Annotated in this window: 18 protein-coding genes and 1 pseudogene; 14 read left to right on the top strand and 5 right to left on the bottom strand. The window is 67.6% G+C overall.

From position 1 onward, the window contains the following. A partial coding sequence (locus AC1DK4_RS23365; RefSeq protein ID WP_477131806.1) for a PAS domain-containing protein occupies positions 1-623 on the bottom strand: 623 nt, incomplete at its 3' end. A 556-nt stretch (positions 624-1,179) separates the two neighbouring features. Continuing rightward, a complete protein-coding gene (locus AC1DK4_RS23360) occupies positions 1,180-1,707 on the bottom strand; it encodes a hypothetical protein (protein WP_441619186.1) in 528 nt (175 codons plus the stop codon). 432 nt (positions 1,708-2,139) lie between these two features. Here AC1DK4_RS23360 and AC1DK4_RS23355 point away from each other — a divergent pair, with 432 nt between their 5' ends. The 4 genes from AC1DK4_RS23355 to AC1DK4_RS23340 all read left to right on the top strand — a co-directional run bounded on the left by AC1DK4_RS23355 (position 2,140) and on the right by AC1DK4_RS23340 (position 5,736). Next, positions 2,140-3,906, top strand: a complete 1,767-nt coding sequence (locus tag AC1DK4_RS23355) for an FAD-dependent oxidoreductase (RefSeq protein ID WP_441619184.1) — start codon at positions 2,140-2,142, stop codon at positions 3,904-3,906. A 182-nt stretch (positions 3,907-4,088) separates the two neighbouring features. Beyond that, a complete protein-coding gene (locus AC1DK4_RS23350; protein WP_441619182.1) occupies positions 4,089-4,376 on the top strand; it encodes a hypothetical protein in 288 nt (95 codons plus the stop codon). A 167-nt stretch (positions 4,377-4,543) separates the two neighbouring features. Further along, positions 4,544-5,227 (top strand): alpha/beta hydrolase, encoded by a 684-nt coding sequence (locus tag AC1DK4_RS23345; protein WP_441619282.1) that lies wholly within the window; start codon positions 4,544-4,546, stop codon positions 5,225-5,227. 125 nt (positions 5,228-5,352) lie between these two features. Further along, complete coding sequence (locus tag AC1DK4_RS23340; protein ID WP_441619180.1) at positions 5,353-5,736, top strand: hypothetical protein; 384 nt, start codon at positions 5,353-5,355, stop codon at positions 5,734-5,736. A gap of 9 nt (positions 5,737-5,745) precedes the next feature. Here the strand turns inward: AC1DK4_RS23340 and mdtD are convergent, their stop codons facing one another. Next, positions 5,746-7,149 (bottom strand): multidrug transporter subunit MdtD, encoded by a 1,404-nt coding sequence (gene mdtD, locus AC1DK4_RS23335; RefSeq protein WP_441619178.1) that lies wholly within the window; start codon positions 7,147-7,149, stop codon positions 5,746-5,748. A gap of 181 nt (positions 7,150-7,330) precedes the next feature. On the opposite strand from mdtD, the gene AC1DK4_RS23330 reads away from it, so the two are divergent. Next, a complete protein-coding gene (locus AC1DK4_RS23330) occupies positions 7,331-8,191 on the top strand; it encodes a LysR family transcriptional regulator (RefSeq protein WP_441619176.1) in 861 nt (286 codons plus the stop codon). A gap of 63 nt (positions 8,192-8,254) precedes the next feature. Here AC1DK4_RS23330 and AC1DK4_RS23325 read toward each other — a convergent pair whose 3' ends face one another. Continuing rightward, positions 8,255-8,776, bottom strand: coding sequence for a copper resistance protein CopQ (locus AC1DK4_RS23325; protein WP_441619174.1), 522 nt, complete (start codon positions 8,774-8,776; stop codon positions 8,255-8,257). 344 nt (positions 8,777-9,120) lie between these two features. Between AC1DK4_RS23325 and AC1DK4_RS23320 the strand changes: the two genes are divergently transcribed. The 8 genes and pseudogenes from AC1DK4_RS23320 to AC1DK4_RS23285 form a co-directional block, all read left to right on the top strand. After that, positions 9,121-9,852 (top strand): Crp/Fnr family transcriptional regulator, encoded by a 732-nt coding sequence (locus tag AC1DK4_RS23320; RefSeq protein WP_441619173.1) that lies wholly within the window; start codon positions 9,121-9,123, stop codon positions 9,850-9,852. A 16-nt stretch (positions 9,853-9,868) separates the two neighbouring features. Beyond that, positions 9,869-10,891 carry a helix-turn-helix transcriptional regulator gene (locus AC1DK4_RS23315; protein WP_441619171.1) on the top strand — a complete coding sequence of 341 codons (1,023 nt, stop codon included), beginning with the start codon at positions 9,869-9,871 and terminating at the stop codon, positions 10,889-10,891. Positions 10,892-11,416: 525 nt separating this feature from the next. Further along, positions 11,417-12,103: a hydrolase gene (locus AC1DK4_RS23310; protein ID WP_441619169.1), complete on the top strand. Its 687-nt coding sequence runs from the start codon at positions 11,417-11,419 to the stop codon at positions 12,101-12,103. A gap of 136 nt (positions 12,104-12,239) precedes the next feature. Further along, a complete protein-coding gene (locus AC1DK4_RS23305; RefSeq protein WP_441619167.1) occupies positions 12,240-14,105 on the top strand; it encodes an amidohydrolase in 1,866 nt (621 codons plus the stop codon). Between the two features lie 40 nt (positions 14,106-14,145). Beyond that, on the top strand, positions 14,146-14,592 hold the full coding sequence (locus AC1DK4_RS23300; protein WP_441619165.1) for a DoxX family protein: 447 nt from the start codon (positions 14,146-14,148) through the stop codon (positions 14,590-14,592). A gap of 37 nt (positions 14,593-14,629) precedes the next feature. Beyond that, entirely contained in the window at positions 14,630-14,902 is a 273-nt protein-coding gene (locus AC1DK4_RS23295; RefSeq protein WP_441619164.1) for a XapX domain-containing protein, read from the top strand. Between the two features lies 1 nt (position 14,903). After that, positions 14,904-15,614: a YoaK family protein gene (locus tag AC1DK4_RS23290; RefSeq protein WP_441619162.1), complete on the top strand. Its 711-nt coding sequence runs from the start codon at positions 14,904-14,906 to the stop codon at positions 15,612-15,614. Positions 15,615-15,622: 8 nt separating this feature from the next. Next, positions 15,623-16,038: pseudogene (locus AC1DK4_RS23285) on the top strand (porin); the annotation flags it as partial. Here the strand turns inward: AC1DK4_RS23285 and AC1DK4_RS23280 are convergent. Further along, a complete protein-coding gene (locus AC1DK4_RS23280; RefSeq protein ID WP_441619160.1) occupies positions 16,029-17,192 on the bottom strand; it encodes an AGE family epimerase/isomerase in 1,164 nt (387 codons plus the stop codon). The pseudogene AC1DK4_RS23285 and the gene AC1DK4_RS23280 sit on opposite strands and share 10 nt — an antisense overlap. Before the next feature lie 391 nt (positions 17,193-17,583). Here AC1DK4_RS23280 and AC1DK4_RS23275 point away from each other — a divergent pair, with 391 nt between their 5' ends. After that, positions 17,584-17,856 carry a hypothetical protein gene (locus tag AC1DK4_RS23275; protein ID WP_441619158.1) on the top strand — a complete coding sequence of 91 codons (273 nt, stop codon included), beginning with the start codon at positions 17,584-17,586 and terminating at the stop codon, positions 17,854-17,856. Positions 17,857-17,910 lie beyond the last annotated feature (54 nt).

The following is a 17,910-nucleotide window of genomic DNA, read 5'->3' as shown; positions in this document are numbered from 1 at the left end:
AGGGCGCCGGGCGCCGCGGCCTCCCGCGCGCGCGCGCCGGCCATGGCGCGGCAGACTTCGAGAAAATCCGTGCCCGGCTCCAGCCCCTTGGCGGCAGCGCCGAAGATCTCCTCCATGCGCCCGTTGGCCAGGACCAGCCTGCCGTCCGGATCGAACATGCAAAGGCCTTGCGACATGTTCTCGAGCGCCAGGTCCAGCTTGCGCGCGACCGCGGCGGTGCGCTCGGCATCGGCCTTCTGCTGCGTGATGTCGCGCGTGATCTTGGCGTAGCCGAGCAGCCTGCCGGTGCGGTCGTGGATGGGGGTGACCAGCACGTGCGCCCAGAAACGGGTACCGTCCTTGCGCACGCGCCAGCCGCCGGCGGCCTCGAAGCGGCCCAGCTCGCGCGCCTGCCGCAGCGCCTGCTCGGGGTGCCCGGCGGCACGGTCTTCGGGCGTGTAGAAACACGAGAAATGCTTGCCCAGGATCTCGTCGCGCGTATATCCCTTGGCCCGCTGCGCACCCGCATTCCAGCTGCTCACGCTTCCCGACGGATCGAGCGCGTAGATCGCGTAGTCGGTCACGCCCAGGATCAGCAAGCGAAAGAGTTCGGTCTCGGCTGGCGGACCTTGGATATGCGGCATGGATGGTGTCGGCCTTGTTTTATATGCCGCCCGGCCACGCGCTCATCCCTGTCGGGAGAGCCCCTTGCGCGCGCAGGCGTGCAGACGCGCCAGCGCTACTTTGCGCTGGAACGTCTACCGCTATAACGGCAACGGGGCGCTGAAATTTACCCTTGGCCGGGCCACGCCTTTTCGGATAACGAGGAAGACCCTCGGAGGCTAGGAGGCGGCCGGATACGCAATGGATGCGCAATCGGTTCGCGGCGCGAAAAACAAGCCGCAAAAAAATTCGGCGTGCCGGTAGGGGCACGCCGTCGGGCTGCAACGCGCCAGCGCTGCGATGGTACGACTACAACTGTCGTCAATTCTGTCAGGCGGGGAGCGTCTGTGCCGCCAGGGTGGCCATCGAGCCACTGGCAACGCAGACCAGGACCCAGCCTGCCAGCAGACGGAAACTCTGCCAACGGCTCATGATGCGCTCCTGGTATCCGCGCGCCGCCAATGCGGCGCGACGGGGTGAATCGATGATGATGGCAAGCCACGCCGGGCACGCTTGCGGGGCTCGCCATCAACTGCCTCAGGCGAGGGCGCCGTCGGTGTAGGGATCGGCACGGCCGCTGCGGGCGCCGTCGTAGAACGGATTGCGCTTGTCATTGCCGCGCGCGCCGTCCGTGTACGGGTCGAAGCTGCGGGCCGGGGCGGACGAAACGCCGCTGTGATCCAGGCCGGCTACCGTGCGATAGCCATCGGTGTACGGGTCGGTCTTGCCGACGCGGGCGCCATCCGTGTACGGGTCAACGCTGCGGGCCGGGGTCGACGAGACGCCGCTGCGGTCCAGGCCGGCGATGCGGGCACCATCGGTGAAGACGTCGAACTTGCCGATGCGGGCACCGTCGGTGAACGGATCAGCCTTGCCGGCACGCGCGCCTTCGCTGAAGGAATCGAACTTGCCGGTACGGGCGCCGTCGGTGTAGGCATCCCGCGCGCGGTAGTTGTAACCGTACTTGTCGGCGGGGACGGTACCGGCTTGCGCGGCGCCCGCGGCGAAAGCTGCGGCCAGGGTGGCGGCGGTGAGCAGGGACTTGGCAAGAAGCTTGGCGTTCATGATGTTCTCCAATCGAAGCGTGGGTCCGGGGGTCTGCACTGGCCGCGGGGACCTGGATTTGTTAAGGATGTCCTCTTTTTTGCTTTACCTACCACATTCTTATAAGGTAGTGCAAGCACCACCCCGCAAGCCCGACCCGGATACGCCACGCAGCCCGGAGCCGGCCCGCGTGACACCGTTGCCCGGTCAGCGTAGCAACGGCGCGGCCACGGCCAGCGGCTTGCAGCAGGCTTGGCTGGCACAAGCTGCATCGCCGCGCGGCGCCCGGCAGGTGCGCGCCGACAGACATCGAAAGGACGGGGATTGCCGCAGCGCGGGATCGCGTGCAAACTCCCCGAGGCCGCGCGGCGGTGCCACCCGCGCGCGTAGTAGCTGCAGCACTCGCATCCATCCGCACCTGCCTTTCGGCGCGGTGCACTCGGGGAGCCAAAGATGAGCGCAGAGAATGCCGGCGGCAATATCGCCGCGAGCGGGCCGCAGCTGATGTCCCCGTCTGATCCTCCCGCCGAAGCGGAAACCGCGCCCGCGGCGTTCTCTCCGCTGGAAACGCGCCGCCACCAGATGTATCCGCAACTGGCCGCAGCCGAGATCGCGCGGCTCCATCGTTTCGGCACGGTGCGGAAATGGCGTGCCGGCGAATTCCTGTTCCGCCAGGGCGACGCGGGCCACGGCATGCTGGTGCTGCTGTGCGGGTGCGTGCGCGTGTCCCAGCGCGACGCGCTGGAGCGCACCTCCCTGATCGGCGAACACGGTGCCGGCCATTTCCTCGCGGAGGTCGGGCAGCTGGCCGGCGAACCCGCGCTGGTCGACGCCGAGGCGATCGATGATGTCGAAGCCATCGCGATTCCTCCCGAGCGGCTGCGTGCCCTGCTGGTGGCCGAGGCCGAGCTGGGCGAGCGCATCATGCGTGCGCTGATCCTGCGGCGCGTGGGCCTGATCGAACGCGGCAAGGGCCTGACCCTGCTGGGCCGCGGCAGCGAGCCGAAGGTCCTGCACCTGCAAGCCTTCCTGCGCCGCAACGGCTATCCACATACGGTGGTCGACGCCGATACCGATCCCGATGCCAGCGCCCTGCTCGAATTCAGCGCCGCCGTGCCCGGCGACTTTCCGCTGGTGATCTGTCCGGGCGGCCGGGTGCTGCGCGCTCCGGATACCGGCCAGCTTGCCAGCTGCCTCGGACTGCTGCCCGAATTCGATCCAGACCATATCTACGACGTGATCGTCGTCGGCGCCGGCCCAGCCGGGCTGGCGACCGCGGTGTATGCCGCATCGGAAGGGCTGTCCGTGGCGGTGTTCGACGCCCTCTTCCCGGGCGGCCAGGCCGGCGCCAGTTCGCGCATCGAGAACTATCTCGGCTTTCCCACCGGCATTTCCGGACAGGCGCTGGCCGGACGCGCGTTCGTGCAGGCGCAGAAATTCGGTGCGCACGTTGCGATCCCGCTACAGGTAGCGGCGCTGCATTGCGGAGAACATCCGCAGCGCATCGAACTGTGCGACGGACGCAAGATCCCGACGCGCACGGTGGTCATCGCCAGCGGCGCGGCCTATCGCCACCCGCCCATCGCATCGCTCGAACGCTTCGAAGGCCGCGGCGTCTACTATTGGGCCTCGCCGGTGGAAGCACGCCTGTGCAGTGGCGAAGAGGTGATGCTGGTCGGTGGCGGCAATTCCGCCGGGCAGGCAGCGGTCTTCCTCGCCGCGCATGCAAAGTGGGTGCATATCCTGATCCGCGGGCAAGGCCTGGAGGCCAGCATGTCGCGCTACCTGATCGAGCGCATCGCGGCCCAGCCCAATATCGAGCTGCATACGGGCACCGAGATTACGGCCCTGGCCGGAGAGGAGCACCTGGCCAGCGTCAGCTACCGCAAGCGCGATTCGGACCGCATCACCGAAGTGCCGATCCGCAACCTGTTCCTGTTCACCGGCGCCGATCCGAACACGGCATGGCTGCGCACGTGCAATGTGCGCGTGGACGGGAAGGGATTCGTCCTGACCGGCACCGACACGCCGCATGAAGGGATGGGCCCTGCCTCGGCGCTGGAGACCAGCGTGCCGGGAGTGTTCGCGATCGGTGATGTACGCTCTAACTCCACCAAGCGCGTGGCCGCCGCGGTGGGCGAAGGCGCGGCCGTGGTGGCGCAGATCCACGCCTACCTTGCAAAGCTGGAGCAGCCGGAGCCGGGCACGCTGGCGATGTAGGCCGCAGCGGCCGGGGCCGCGCCGGTGAGCCCATCGCCGGCCAACAAATCTACCCCAGCCGCAAGTCGTCCGCAATCGACCGTGTGGACGGCATGCGACAAAACCTAAAGTGCGCATTTCTTGACTATATTGGAAGCAATGGCAGGCGCTTCAATTCGAGGCCGTTTTTTGGGAGGTATGCCATGCGTTCACTTGCAGATATGTTTAGTCCGCCCACCCCGGAGAAAATCGCAGCAAGGGAATTGCAGCAAATGCGGCTAACGTTGTTCCAGGCCGAGCGTCGACTGCTGGAAGCGCAGATGCAGGTCGACTACTACCGCGACCTCGTCGCGTTCCTCGAAGATGTGTCCGCCACCGGCGTCGAAAACGTGGTGGACAAGCGGCGTGCTCCCCCCAGCGCGGAGCACGCGCAAGGCCCGCGCAGCGCGCCGGGTCTCGTCACCATACCCGCGGTGCCCTCCGCCGCCTGACACGCAAGGCGCGCCGTGTCTTGCCGTGGTACAGGCGCGCGCCGTCCGGCGCGCGGCTGTGTCGCGTGCCGCCATGAGATACTGTCCGCCTCGCGCGGCAAGCCCGCGCCATCGCCGGCGCGCGCGCATGCCGGCACGGCCCCGACAGGAATCCCCCCATGAGCGACATGAGCGAACTGCTGCCCTGCATTGAAATCGAAAGCGCCCCGGCGCCAACGTGGTCCGTGATCTGGATGCACGGCCTGGGTGCCGACGGCAACGATTTCGTGCCGGTAGTGCCGGAACTTGGCCTCGCGGCCGCCCCTGCCGTGCGCTTCGTCTTTCCCAACGCGCCGGCCATTCCCGTCACCTGCAACGGCGGCTATGTCATGCCCGCGTGGTACGACATCGCCTCGCTCGACGACGCGCGCAGCCACTGCGACGAGGCCGGCATCCGCGTCTCGCGCACGGCCATCCGCGCGCTGATCGCGCGCGAGAACCAGCGCGGCGTGCCCAGCCATCGCGTGGTGCTGGCGGGCTTCTCGCAAGGCGGCGCCATCGCCTACACCACGGGGCTCACGCATCCCGAGCCGCTGGGCGGCATCATCGCGCTGTCCACCTATATCCCCTCGCCGGCACTGCTGGCCGCGGAACTGAGCGAGGCCAACCGCGCCGCGCCGGTGTTCGCCGCGCATGGCAGCGAGGACGACGTGGTACCCGTGCAGCTCGGCATGCTGGCGCGCGACACGGCGCAGCAACTCGGCTGCCAGGTGGAATGGCACACCTACCGCATGCCGCATTCGGTCTGCATGGAAGAAATCGTGGCGATCGGCGCCTGGCTCAAGGCACGTTTCGCTGCCGCATCCGCCTGACCCATCCGCCTGGCGCATCCGCCTGGCGCATCGGCCCGGTGCGCCGGTCTTGCGCCCGGCCCCGAAGTCCGGGGGCGAACCCACAACGTGGTAGTCTCGCGCCCATTGCATTTTTTGCCTGCCCGATGAAAACCACGCCGCCCGGCGCCGCGCCGCTCCCCAGGATCGACTTCGATACGCGCAAGGCGCTGCTGTTCGCCCTCGCCGCCGAACGCTTGTCGGCCTTCTACGAACACCGCCAGTGGATGACCGATGCCCAGGGCGCGACCCTGGCCGGGCTGTGGCTGTCGCGCTCCAAGCTGCAGCTCGCGCTGGCCGAGCGCCGCCTGCTGTCCCAGCTGAGCGACGAATTCGCGCGCCAGCTTGCCGCCACGCTGTCGCGCGAGGCCGGCCTGTACGCAGCGCACGAGATGATGGAAGCGCTCGATCCCAACTACCAGTCCGCCTTCGCCCACGACATGCTCGACGAATGCGCACGCCTGCTCCACGACAACGGCGTCACCGACTGAGCCGCCGGCTCAGCGGCTGGCCACGCCGGCCGTCCGGCGGCCCTTGTCGAACTGCTCCACGTCGAGCCTGCGGAATACCAGCGCGGACATCAGCGTGATCATGCCAACGCTGAAGAACGCCAGCCGGTAGGCCGTGCCGGACATGCCCAGCTGCGCGGAGAACAGGCTCACGAGACCGCCGCCGATGGTCACGCCAAGGCCGATGGCCAGCATCTGCACCATCGAGAACAGACTGTTGCCGCTGCCCGCGTCTTCCACGCTCAAGCCCTTGAGCGTGACGCTGTTCATGGCGGCGAACTGCATGGAGTTGGTGGCGCCGAACAGGGCCAGCTGCGCGATCGAAAAGACCAGCGGCCAGCCTGGCGAGATCGCTGCGAACGAGGCAATCGAGCCGCCCACCAGGATGGTGTTGATGAGCAGGAAGTTGTCGTAACCGTAGCGCTTGACCAGCGGGACGATCGCGCGCTTGGCCACCACGCCGGCCAGCGCGGCCGGCAACAGCATCATGCCCGAATGCAGCGGCGAGTAGCCGAGCTGCAGTTGCAGCAGCAGCGGCATCAGGAACGGCACCGCCCCCGAGCCGATGCGGCATACCAGGTTGCCCGCCAGGCCCACGCTGAAATTGGGCTCGCGGAACAGCGCGAGCCGGAACAGCGGATCGCGCCTGCGCCGGGCATATGGGATATAGAGCAGCGCCGACAGCAGGCTGAGCGCGAACAGGCTGCCGCTCCAGGCGGCGTGGCTGGCTTCGTGCGGCGCGTCCAGCGCCAGCGAGAACGCCACCATGCACAACGACAGCAAGCCGCAGCCGATGAAGTCGAACGCGGGCGGGCGCTCAAGCGCGTTGTCGGGCAGATAGCGCAGCACGGCCAGCAGGCCGATCGCGCCCACCGGTACGTTGATCAGGAAGATCCAGTGCCATGCCACGGTCTGCACGATCCAGCCGCCCAGCACCGGGCCGAAGATCGGCCCCACCTGCCCCGCGACCGAGACGAAGGCCAGCGCCGCGATGTACTGCTCGCCGGACACGCTGCGCAATACCGCCAGGCGTCCGATCGGCAGCAGCATCGAGCCGCCGATGCCCTGGACCACGCGGGCGATCACCAGCTGGTCCAGGCTTTGCGCGCCGGCACAGAACAGCGAGCCCAGCACGAAGATCAGGATCGCCGCGAAATACACGCGGCGCGTGCCGAAGCGGTCCGCCAGCCAGCCCGAGGCCGGCGTCAGCATGGCCATGGTCAGCGTGTAGGCCACCACCACCGGCCTCATGTCGAGGGGCGATTCGTTGAGGCTGCGCGCCATCGCGGGCAGCGCGGTGTTGACGATGGTGGTATCGAGCGTCTGCATGAAAAAGCCCGCGGCGACGATCCACAGCATGGCCGTATGCGATTTCTGCGAGGATTGATTGTTCATTCTGGTACATCTCACGGCAAGAACCGGCCTGGGCCGGCGTGGCATCCGGACGGATCRCCCGGCAGGGACCCGTGCAAAGCGGCGGTGCCACGAATGCTGTCGATGTTAATGACTATGGTGCCAATCGGGAACCCCGCTGGACATATTGACTGTGATCGGAGAATCCGATGACAATGCGCGCATGCTCAATCCTGTCTGGGTCAAGACCTTCGCCACCGTGGCGGCCGCGCACAGCTTCACCGACGCGGGGCGCCAGCTCGGCCTGTCGCAGTCCAGCGTCAGCGACCATATCCGACGCCTGGAGCAGCACGTGGGGCGCCGGCTCTTTGTGCGCGACACCCATACCCTGACCATGACCGCCGACGGCGAGGCGCTGCTCGCACACGCCCGGCTGATCCTGGAGGCCATCGCACGCGCCGAATCCCAGTTCAACGCGCCGCGCCTGCAGGGGCGCGTGCGGCTGGGCACTTCCGACGACCTGGTGCTCGGCCCCATGCCCAATGTGCTGGCTGCGTTTCGCAATTCGCATCCGGACGTGGAACTCGAAATCACCATCGGCATGACCGGCAAGCTCTACGAGCTGATGGATGCCGGGGCGCTGGACCTGATGATCGGCAAGCGCCGCGAAGGCGACCGCCGCGGCACCCCGCTGTTCCGCGGCAAGCTGGAGTGGCTGGCGCGACCGGGCACGGTGGCCGACCTGAGACAGCCCCTGCCGCTGATCCTCGTGCCCGAGCCCAGTGTCACCCGCGCCATCGTGCTCGACACGCTGGCCAAGGCGGGCATGCGCTGGCAGATCGTCTGCACCAGCAGCAGTCACTCGGGGTGCATCGCCGCGGCGCGCGGCGGCCTCGGCATCACCGTCCGCGCGCAATACCTCTCCGGCCGCGGCCTGGTACCGCTGGTCAACAGCGAGGCCCTGCCCGCGCTGCCGGAGGTGGAGTTCATCTCGCTGCGCGCTGGGCGCCTGAGCCGCCCTGCCGAGACGCTGCTGCAACTGCTGCAAAAGAGCGATCTGCGCGGTTCCTGGCTGGACGAATAAGCGCCGCGCGCGCGCATTCACCGTGGCTGCTGTATCCGCTGTATCCGCTGTATCCCCCCTGCCTCAGGCGCGGGCGCCGTCCAGGTACGGGTCGAGCGCGCGGGCCGGCGGCGCCGACACGCCACGCGTGTCCATCCCGGCCAGCCTCTGCACGCGCTCGGAGAAAGGATCCGCACCGCGCGTGCGGGCGCCGTCGGCAAAGGCATCGATAGCGCGGCCCGGCTCGGCGGAAACCCCGCTGCGGTCCAGGCCGGCGATACGGGCGCCATCGGTATAGGGATCGGCCATGCGCGCGCCATCGCTGAACGGGTCGATGCGGCGCGCCGGATCGGCGGACGGACCGCTGCGGTCCAGGCCGGCGATGCGGGCGCCATCGGTGAACGCATCGAGCCTGCCACTACGCGCGCCATCGCTGAACATGTCGCGCGCGCCGGCCTGGCGCTGCGCCTGAACCTGGGGCGTGCCGGCGGCCCCGGACCCCCCGGAGACACCCGGGTTTCCGGCTGCCTGGGCGCTGCCCGCGGCGAATGCGGCGGCGGCAAGTACGGCAGCGGCGAAGAGCGACTTGGTGAGATTCGGGTGCATGGCTGTCTCCAACTTGGGGGGAATGAGCCCATTCGTCGCCCGTCATTGGCCGACCTTACAGCTTTTTTTCGTCGTCCCGCCTGCGCGAAGGCATGCCAGCCGACGCACCGCTTTGGCGCACGCCGTGCGCCTGATCCGCCCCCCGCCGAAAGGATGAATCCGGTCGAAGACATGAACCCGCCCTATCCGCCCGAATCCCGGGGCGATCTCAAACCTCCGGCCACTGTCGGGAAGCGCACTTTCCGTCCTTAATACATCAAGGGATCGAGCCCTGCCTGCATCGCGCACAGAACCGGGATAGCCGGACACACGGCACGCAGACCATTCGCCTTGGGGAGAAATGCATGACCGAAACGGAAATCGATAGAGAACTGGACCTGGCCGGCAATCATTTGCTGGCGGCGCTGCCTGCGCCCGAGCGGCGGCTGCTGGTGCCGCGCCTCGACAGGGTAAGACTGAGCGAAGGGCAGTTGCTCAGCGATTCCGGACAGCGCATCCTGCACCTGTATTTTCCGTGCACGGCCGTCATCTCGATGATGTCGCTGCAGGAAAGCGGCGCCAGCGTGGAACTGGCCTCGGTTGGCCGCGAAGGCCTGGTCGGCCTGCCGGCCCTCACCGGCGCCGAAACCATGCCCAACCGCATCGAGGTACGCCGCGGCGGCGGTGCGCTGCGCATAGGCGCGGCCGACCTGCGCGAGATCTACCCGCAACTGCCGGCACTGCAGGGCAAGGCGCTGCTGTATATGCAGGTGCTGCTGACGCAGGTAGCGCAAACCGCCGTCTGCATCCGGCATCACTCGCTGACCACGCAATTGTGCCGCTGGCTCCTGCTGGCCCTGGACCGCTCGCCCTGCAACGCGCTCAACTTTACCCAGCAGACCATCGCGGACATGCTCGGCGTGCGCCGCGAAGGTGTGACCGAAGCCGTGGGACGACTCGAGGCGCTACGCATGATCCGTCACAGCCGCGGCCAGATCACGGTGATCGACCGTGCCGGCCTGGAGGGTTTCTCCGGCGAGTCCTACCGCATCGTGCGCAACGAGTTCGACCGGCTGCTCAGTCCCGTGGCCGGCTAGCGCGGGAATCCGGCGCGTGCCGGCGGCGGCACGGCGCCAGGCAATCCTCCGCACCCCATTGCGCTTGCCGCACTGCAATAGCACACTGGCGTCTTCCGGGCCTCGTCACCGTCGCCCGCCCGAGTTCGCTCGCCGAAGACATTCCAGACATATGACGCAAAGCGCAGCACGGCCAGCCTCACCGCCGCCATCGTCTGCGGTGCCGGTCATCGACCGGCTCGGCACGGCGCATGCGAGCATCATGCGCATGCGCTGCGACCTGCCCGGCGGCCTGCCGCCGGCTCCCGCCATTGCGTCTCAGGATGCGTTTTCCGCCATCGTGCAACTGCGCCCGTTCGCCGCGCATACGCTGTGGCGCGACGGCAGGCAGGTATTTGCCGGCGGCCATGCCGCTGGCGCGCTGGCCATCACGGATCTGCGGCAAGGCTGGCGATGCCACCATCGCGCGTCTTTCGACAATGTGAGGATCCAGTTCAGCTGCGACGAACTGCAGGCCTTTGCACGCGAACACGGCGCGCGCGCATCGCTGTCCCTGCGCAACCCCGCGGGCGAGCACGATGCCGTGATCGAGTCGCTCGCGCGCGCGTTCCTGCCATCGCTGGAGGCGCCAGGACAGGCCTCGCAGCTCTTCCTGGATCAGTTGACGGGTGCCGTGCTTGCGCATCTGATCGCCCACTACGGCAGCGCCTCGGTGCATCTGCTGAAGACAGCGGCGCTGTCGCGCCGCCAGGAAGCGCTGGCCAAGGAATATCTGGTCGCCCACATGGGCGAAGACGTATCGATCGAGATGGTGGCCGCGCATTGCAATCTGTCGCGCAGTTATTTCATCAAGGCATTCAAGCAGAATACGGGAATTACGCCCTATCGCTGGCTATTGGAATATCGCATCGATCAAGCCAAGATACTGCTGCGCCAGGGAATATCCATCGCGGAAATCGCGGTGCGCTATGGATTTTCCGATCAAAGCCATTTCACGCGGGTATTCAGCGGGGTTGTCGGTGTTCCCCCGGCAAAATGGCGCAACCGGAACGACTTATAGTTCATTCATGATCATTCGCGGCACCCGCAAGGCCGCAATCGGATTGCACGGGCTGCCGGCACGAGCGCCGGCGGCGATGGCGCTCGGCATCCGCAGAGCGAAGGCCAGCGGCCGTTTGCCGTCCTGGCGCGGCGGCGCAGTGCTTGATTCATCAACATGGAGCGGGCGTACTTTTCGCTAATTTTCCGTCCTATCCTACAAGACGAGACCGGCGCAATCCGATAATATCGGTCTCGTTATTTCCTTGCCCTTGCATACATGGCAATTCCTCGCAATGGCTTCGGCAGGGCATCGAATATTTTCACCTTCCTTTTTTCTTTTTTGAAAATTCGCGCGACTTGCACTAGATTCGTTGAGGCATCGTTGCCGCCAGATTCGCCACGCCGCCCTGTGGAGAATGAAATGCTTGCCGTCATGTCAAGCATATTTATGCCGCACGCCGATATCGCCCCCGTGATTGACCTCGATGTCGTCGTCCGTGCCTGCCAGAACCCGCCCAGCCATGCAGCCTAACCGGAAATCGCCATGACCAATCCGAAGCTTGAAGTCCTGACCCCGCAGAACAGCCAGCTGATCATCATCGACCATCAGCCCCAGATGGCCTTCGGCGTGCAGTCCATGGACCGCCAGGCCTTGAAGAACAACGTGGTCGGCCTCGCCAAGGCCGCCAAGATCTTCAATATCCCCACCACCATCACCACGGTCGAGTCGGCATCGTTCTCCGGCTATACCTATCCGGAACTGCTCGATGTCTTCCCCGGGCAGAAGCTGCTCGAGCGCACCTCGATGAACTCCTGGGACGACCAGAAGGTGCGCGATGCGCTCAAGGCCAACGCACGCAAGAAGGTGGTCGTGGCCGGCCTCTGGACGGAAGTCTGCAACAACACCTTTGCCCTGTGCGCGATGGCCGAGGGCGACTATGAAATCTACATGGTGGCCGATGCCTCGGGCGGGACTTCCAAGGAAGCGCACGACTACGCCATGCAGCGCATGATCCAGGCCGGCGTGGTACCCATGACATGGCAGCAGGTGCTGCTCGAATGGCAGCGCGACTGGGCGCGCCGCGACACCTATGACGCTGTCATGGCACTGGTGAAGGAACACTCGGGCGCCTACGGCATGGGCGTCGACTACGCCTACACGATGGTCCACAAGGCAGCGCAACGCGCGGCCGGCAAGCACGAAGTACTGGCCCCCGTGCCCGCGAAGTAGAAGCCAGCGTGAGAGCGCCCGCGCGGCCACAACGGCCAGCGGGCCTCGCCGCACCCGCGCCAGGTTGCCTTTGCACCGCCGTCGTTGCGCCGTCGTTGCGCTGCCACGCGCGGCGCCATCCCGCAGGAGTTTTGCCATGAACGCACCGGCCACCCCGGAACTGATCCTCATCAACGGCAAGTTCGCCACGCTCGACCGCGCCAACCCGCAGGCCGAAGCCGTCGCCATCCGCGACGGCAGGTTCGCCGCGGTCGGCAGCAAGCAGGAGATCATGCAGCTGGCCGGGCCCGCCACGCAGGTGGTCGACCTGCAGGGCCGCCGCGCCATCCCCGGGCTGATCGACAGCCACATGCACATCATCCGCGGCGGCCTGAACTACAACATGGAGCTGCGCTGGGACGGCGTGCGCTCGCTGGCCGACGCCATGCGCATGCTCAAGGAGCAGGTCGCGCGCACGCCCGCGCCGCAATGGGTGCGCGTGGTGGGCGGCTTCACCGAGCACCAGTTCGCCGAGAAGCGCCTGCCCACCATCGAAGAACTCAACGCGGCCGCGCCGGACACGCCGGTCTTCATCCTGCACCTGTACGACCGCGCCATCCTCAACGGCGCCGCGCTGCGCACCGTGGGCTACACCAGGGACACCCCCAACCCGCCGGGCGGCGAGATCGTCCACGACAGCGCCGGCAACCCGACCGGACTGCTGCTGGCCAAGCCCAACGCGACGATCCTCTACGCCACGCTGGCCAAGGGCCCGAAGCTGCCGCCCGAGTACCAGAAAAACTCCACGCGCCACTTCATGCGCGAGGTCAACCGGCTTGGCGTGACCGGCGTGATCGATGCCGGTGGCGGCTACCAGAACTACCCCGAGGACTACAGCATCATCGAGGAACTGCACAAGGACGGGCAGCTGACGGTGCGCCTGGCCTACAACCTGTTCACGCAGAAGCCCAAGGAAGAACTGAGCGATTTCAGCACCTGGTCCAGGCAGGTCAGGCCGGGCCAGGGCGACGACCTGTACCGCCACAACGGCGCCGGCGAGATGCTGGTCTACACGGCGGCCGATTTCGAGGACTTCCGCGTCGAGCGGCCCGACATGCCGCCCTCGATGGAAGCTGATCTCGAACCGGTGATCCGCCTGCTGGCCGAGAACCGCTGGCCGTGGCGCTTGCATGCCACCTATGACGAAACCATCTCGCGCGCGCTCGACGTCTACGAAAAGGTCGCCCGGGACGTGCCCTTCGATGGCCTGCACTGGTTCTTCGATCATGCCGAGACCATCACCGACCGCAATATCGACCGCATCGCCGCGCTCGGCGGCGGCATTGCCGTGCAGCACCGCATGGCCTACCAGGGCGAGTATTTCGTGGAGCGCTATGGCGCGCGCGCGGCCGAAGCCACGCCGCCGATCAAGCGCATGCTCGAGCGCGGCGTCAAGGTGGGCGCCGGCACCGACGCCACGCGCGTGGCCTCGTACAACCCGTGGGTCTCCCTGTACTGGCTGACCACCGGCAAGACCGTGGGCGGCATGTCCCTGTACCCGCAGGCCAACCTGCTCGACCGCGACACCGCGCTGCGGCTGTGGACCGAGGCCAACACCTGGTTTTCGTCCGAGCAAGGCAAGAAGGGCGAGATCAAGGCGGGCCAGCTTGCCGACCTGGCGGTCCTGTCCGCGGACTACTTCGCCGTGCCCGGCGACGAGATCCAGGACATTACCTCGGTGCTGACGCTGCTCGGCGGCAAGGTGGTGTACGGCGACGGCGACTTCGGCAAGCTCGCGCCGGCGCTGCCGCCCGCGATGCCGGACTGGTCGCCGGCGCGCCACGGCAGCCGCTACCAGCCCCGCCCGGCGGCACGCCAGCAGGCGCTGAACACCGCCTGCGCCTGCGCCAGCACCTGTGGCGTGCACGGCCACGCGCACGCCAGGGCCTGGACTTCCGGCGTGCCAGCCACGGACGAAAGCGCGTTCTGGGGCGCGCTGGGTTGCTCGTGCTGGGCATTCTGATGCAGGGACCTGACGTGTTGCCGGATCGCGGAGGCCAGCCATGACCAAGACCACCTCCATGCCCGGGCAGCGCCCCGCCGGCGCGCGCGCGCGACTTGCCCCGCCCTGGGTACGCTGGCTCGCGCTGCTGGCGCTGTGCGCGGCCTACCTGCAGGGCGGCCTGGTCAAGCTGGCCGACTTCGCCGGCGCCATCGCCGAGATGCAGCACTTCGGCCTGGCGCCGGCGGCACCGCTGGCCGCCGCCACCATCGCGCTGGAGCTGGGCGCGTCGGTGCTGATCCTCAGCGGCCGTTTGCGCTGGCTCGGTGCCCTCGCACTGGCCGGCTTCACGCTGATGGCGAGCTTCCTCGCGAACCGCTTCTGGGATGCGCCGCCCAGCGAGCAGTTGATGATGGCCAACGCCTTCTTCGAGCATATCGGCCTGGCCGGCGGCTTCCTGCTGGTGGCCTGGGAAGACATCCGCCACGGCAGGCCCGTGCCGCGGTAAGGCCGCTGCTTTTCTTCCTACTACCCTGGAGCCATCGATGAAGCTCTATCTCGTCTCCCTCGCCGTCGGCATCCTCGTCGGCATCATCTACGCGCTGCTGCAGGTCCGCTCGCCCGCGCCGCCGGTGGTGGCCCTGATCGGCCTGCTCGGCATGCTGATCGGCGAACAGGTCGTGCCACCCATCAAGCGCATGATCGCCGGCGAGCCGGTCACGGTGGCATGGTTCAGTTCGGAGTGCGTGCCCAAGATCACGGGCACCCCGCCCAAGACGCTGGCCGAGAACCAGCCCGCGGCCGGGCAGGAGAAATAGGATGAGCGCCGGCGCAACACCCCGGTTCGGGGACCTCGCCGCAGGCACGCGTGGCTGCCTGCTTTCGTTCGTGGCGGGCTATGTCGACGTGGTGGGCTTTACCGCCCTGTTCGGGCTGTTCACCGCGCACGTGACCGGCAATTTCATCATGATCGGCGTGGAACTGACAGGCCATTCGAACGGGCTGATGACCAAGCTGCTCGCGCTGCCCACCTTCGTGGTCGCGGTCGGCGCCACGCGCTTGCTGGAACGCTGGCTGCAGGGCCGTCAGCAGCCGGTGGTCACCGTGCTGATTGCGCTCGAATGCGCCTTCCTGCTGCTGTTCATGGGCGCCGGGCTGGAGGCCCCCCACGCCGGCGCGGATGCGGCGCTGGGCACGGTGGCGGGGCTGCTTGCCGTGACCGCGATGGGCATACAGAACGCACTGTCGCGCACCGCGCTCGCCGACCTGGGCCCGACCACCATCATGACCGGCAACACCACGCAGATCGTGATCGACATGGTGGACCTGGCCGCGGCGACGCCAGAGCAGAAGAAAGCCATCCTGGCCCGCCTGCGCAAGATGGTCCCCGCCCTCGCCGGCTTTGCCGCCGGCGCCGTGCTGGGCGCGCTGGCCTTCACCGCCGTCAGCTTCTGGTGCGTGCTGCTGCCGGTGGCCTTGCTGGCAACGCTGTGCTGCCAGCCATGGCAGGCCAGGCTCGTGCGCGCCTAGCCCCCGCCATGGAAACTCCCGTGCGCGACATTGCGGCAAGACTGCGGCACGCCAGCCTCCTTGTCCTGCTCGGGCTGGCCTGCCCGGCAGCGTTTGCCCAGAGTACGGTCACCGTCTATGGCCGCCTGAACACGGCCCTCGAATACGCGCGCGCCAGCACCGCCACCGACGGCACCGCACTGGCAGCACCGCCCGCATGACCAACTACCGCTCGGTGTTCGGACTGCGTGGCGAAGAGCCCCTCGGCGGCGATTTCAAGGCGGTCTGGCAGATCGAGAGCAACCTGTCGGTCGACAACGGCCAGGGCGGTATCGCCGGGCGCAATTCGCGGGTAGGACTGGCAGGGCCATACGGCCTGGTCTTCATGGGCCACTGGCATACGCCCTATACCGAGTCGACCATGGGCTATGACCCCTACCACCCGCAGGCTTCGGCCAGCGCCTGGTAGGCGGTGGCAAGGTGGTATGGCGTGGTCGAAGGCATCTCGGCGCGTTCCACGGCGCCTGCCGGCGACAGGCATTCGTGCCAGCCGCCCGCATGCAGGAAACGCGCCGGGAAGGCCTGGAGCCATGCGCGCAGGAGCGCCAGCGCCGTGGCATCGCCGCGCACCGCCAGCGCCCGCGCGAACTCGGTCTGTGCCCAGATCCGCTGGGTCGCCTCGCGCGGCGAGCCATCCAGGCCGAGCGCGGCGGCCACGCCCATGGTTTGCTTGTCCACGCCATGCTGCAGGGCGAATCCGAACGCCCGCGCCATTGCATGCTCTAGCGCGGAGCCGCCGAACAAGTCCGGCGCCGATGCCAGCAGCGAGAACCACTCGAACTGGTGGCCCGGCTCCACGCGATTGTCCCCAGGCGCGGCCGCCCCGGCGATCTGCGCCGGCAACGGCAGCTCGGCGATGCAGCCGGTGGCCGGGTCGACGAACGCGGCCAGCACGGCCGCGGCAATTGCCTGCAGGCGCGTGGCGTAGAAGCTGTCGCCGGTCAGCGCGTGGGCCGCCAGGTAGGCTTCCGTGAGATGCATGATCGGGTTCTGCAGCGGTGTGCCGGCCGGGCTCAAATCCTGCGTCAGCGCAGCGTGATAAAGCCCGTGCCCGGTGGCGAAGCGCGCCTCGACCAGCTCGGTGGTCTCCTCCAGCAAGGCGCGCGCCTCGGCGCTGCCCGTGCGCTCGGCGTAGGCCGCGCAGGCGAACACCACGAAGGCGTGCGTGTACAGGTCCTTGGTGCCATCGAGCACACGCCCCTGCGCATCGATGCTGTAGACGACGCCGCCGTGCGCGCCATCGGCAAAGCAGCGGCGCAGCGACGAGAACAGCTGCCCGGCATGGGCAGCCCCGGCGGCGCTCGCATCTTGCGAGAACACGTAAAGCTGGCGTGCGCAGGCCATCGCGCGGTAGCGGCTCACCGGCAAGGGCTGCCGGTCCGCGCCGCCCAATGCCTCGTATGGCAAGGCCATGTCCGCATTCCAGCCGGGACCGCGCCACAGGGGAAGGACCGCGGCATCATAGTGCGTGCGCAGGGCGGCGACGGATACTGCGATCGACGCGGCTTCGTCGGGGGCAAGGCTCGGGGTGGCGTTCATGCGGATGGAATGTCGGTAAGGCGCTCCGGTGGCGGCATGCCGCGGCACGGATGCTCGTATGGCCGCAAATATACCTCAGGGCGGCGCAAGGGCGACCCGAAAGAGACCGGCACCCGCATCCGGAGTGCCGCACGCACCCCTCTCCCGCTTCGAACAGCCACAATCCTTGATCCTGCCGCCAGATCGCCTAACCTTACCGCGTGGCCCCTGGCATTGTGTTACGCGCCAAGCGGCTATCGAGCCGCATTCCGCCCCCGCCGCGGCTCCCGGGCCACATACCCTGTTCTGTGCCTCCAGACTGGACGGAAAGCGCCCCGTTTCCCGCCAGCGAGGCACTTTCGGGCCATCCGGCGCTGCCGGATACCGAGCCCACTCTCCATGGGAGAGCGCGATGGAAAAGCCGATTGTGAGCCCGCTGCGTTTCGTTGAACTACTGAACGCAAGACTGCCCGCCCATCCTCTGTATCAGGAAGGCATGCGCGTGTACGCCATTCCCAACCATACGGATCATCCCCGCAGCCTGGTCTGCGTCGGCCCGCGCGGCGTGAACGGCGTCTGTGCCACGGTGGAGCTGATCGTGCGCGGCGAATGCGAAGTGGTCCCCGATATCCCGGGCGAGTGGCACGCCCCCCGCCACACCGCCGGCCACGCCTCGCACCACTAGCACCGCACCGCTCGGACCCGTTCCAGCCCCCGGTAAGGCGGAGGCGGCAACGTC

The sequence above is a fragment of the Cupriavidus sp. 05N38 genome, from assembly GCF_056397345.1.
Note: the sequence above shows the minus strand (reverse complement) of the source record. Positions and strands in the feature narration are given on the sequence as shown.

Coding starts and splice junctions, on each gene's coding strand:
- AC1DK4_RS23360 (WP_441619186.1), bottom strand. CDS start 1,707: ATGAACGCCAAGCTTCTTGCCAAGTCCCTGCTCACCGCCGCCACCCTG.
- AC1DK4_RS23355 (WP_441619184.1), top strand. CDS start 2,140: ATGAGCGCAGAGAATGCCGGCGGCAATATCGCCGCGAGCGGGCCGCAG.
- AC1DK4_RS23350 (WP_441619182.1), top strand. CDS start 4,089: ATGCGTTCACTTGCAGATATGTTTAGTCCGCCCACCCCGGAGAAAATC.
- AC1DK4_RS23345 (WP_441619282.1), top strand. CDS start 4,544: ATGAGCGAACTGCTGCCCTGCATTGAAATCGAAAGCGCCCCGGCGCCA.
- AC1DK4_RS23340 (WP_441619180.1), top strand. CDS start 5,353: ATGAAAACCACGCCGCCCGGCGCCGCGCCGCTCCCCAGGATCGACTTC.
- mdtD (WP_441619178.1), bottom strand. CDS start 7,149: ATGAACAATCAATCCTCGCAGAAATCGCATACGGCCATGCTGTGGATC.
- AC1DK4_RS23330 (WP_441619176.1), top strand. CDS start 7,331: ATGCTCAATCCTGTCTGGGTCAAGACCTTCGCCACCGTGGCGGCCGCG.
- AC1DK4_RS23325 (WP_441619174.1), bottom strand. CDS start 8,776: ATGCACCCGAATCTCACCAAGTCGCTCTTCGCCGCTGCCGTACTTGCC.
- AC1DK4_RS23320 (WP_441619173.1), top strand. CDS start 9,121: ATGACCGAAACGGAAATCGATAGAGAACTGGACCTGGCCGGCAATCAT.
- AC1DK4_RS23310 (WP_441619169.1), top strand. CDS start 11,417: ATGACCAATCCGAAGCTTGAAGTCCTGACCCCGCAGAACAGCCAGCTG.
- AC1DK4_RS23305 (WP_441619167.1), top strand. CDS start 12,240: ATGAACGCACCGGCCACCCCGGAACTGATCCTCATCAACGGCAAGTTC.
- AC1DK4_RS23300 (WP_441619165.1), top strand. CDS start 14,146: ATGACCAAGACCACCTCCATGCCCGGGCAGCGCCCCGCCGGCGCGCGC.
- AC1DK4_RS23295 (WP_441619164.1), top strand. CDS start 14,630: ATGAAGCTCTATCTCGTCTCCCTCGCCGTCGGCATCCTCGTCGGCATC.
- AC1DK4_RS23290 (WP_441619162.1), top strand. CDS start 14,904: ATGAGCGCCGGCGCAACACCCCGGTTCGGGGACCTCGCCGCAGGCACG.
- AC1DK4_RS23280 (WP_441619160.1), bottom strand. CDS start 17,192: ATGAACGCCACCCCGAGCCTTGCCCCCGACGAAGCCGCGTCGATCGCA.
- AC1DK4_RS23275 (WP_441619158.1), top strand. CDS start 17,584: ATGGAAAAGCCGATTGTGAGCCCGCTGCGTTTCGTTGAACTACTGAAC.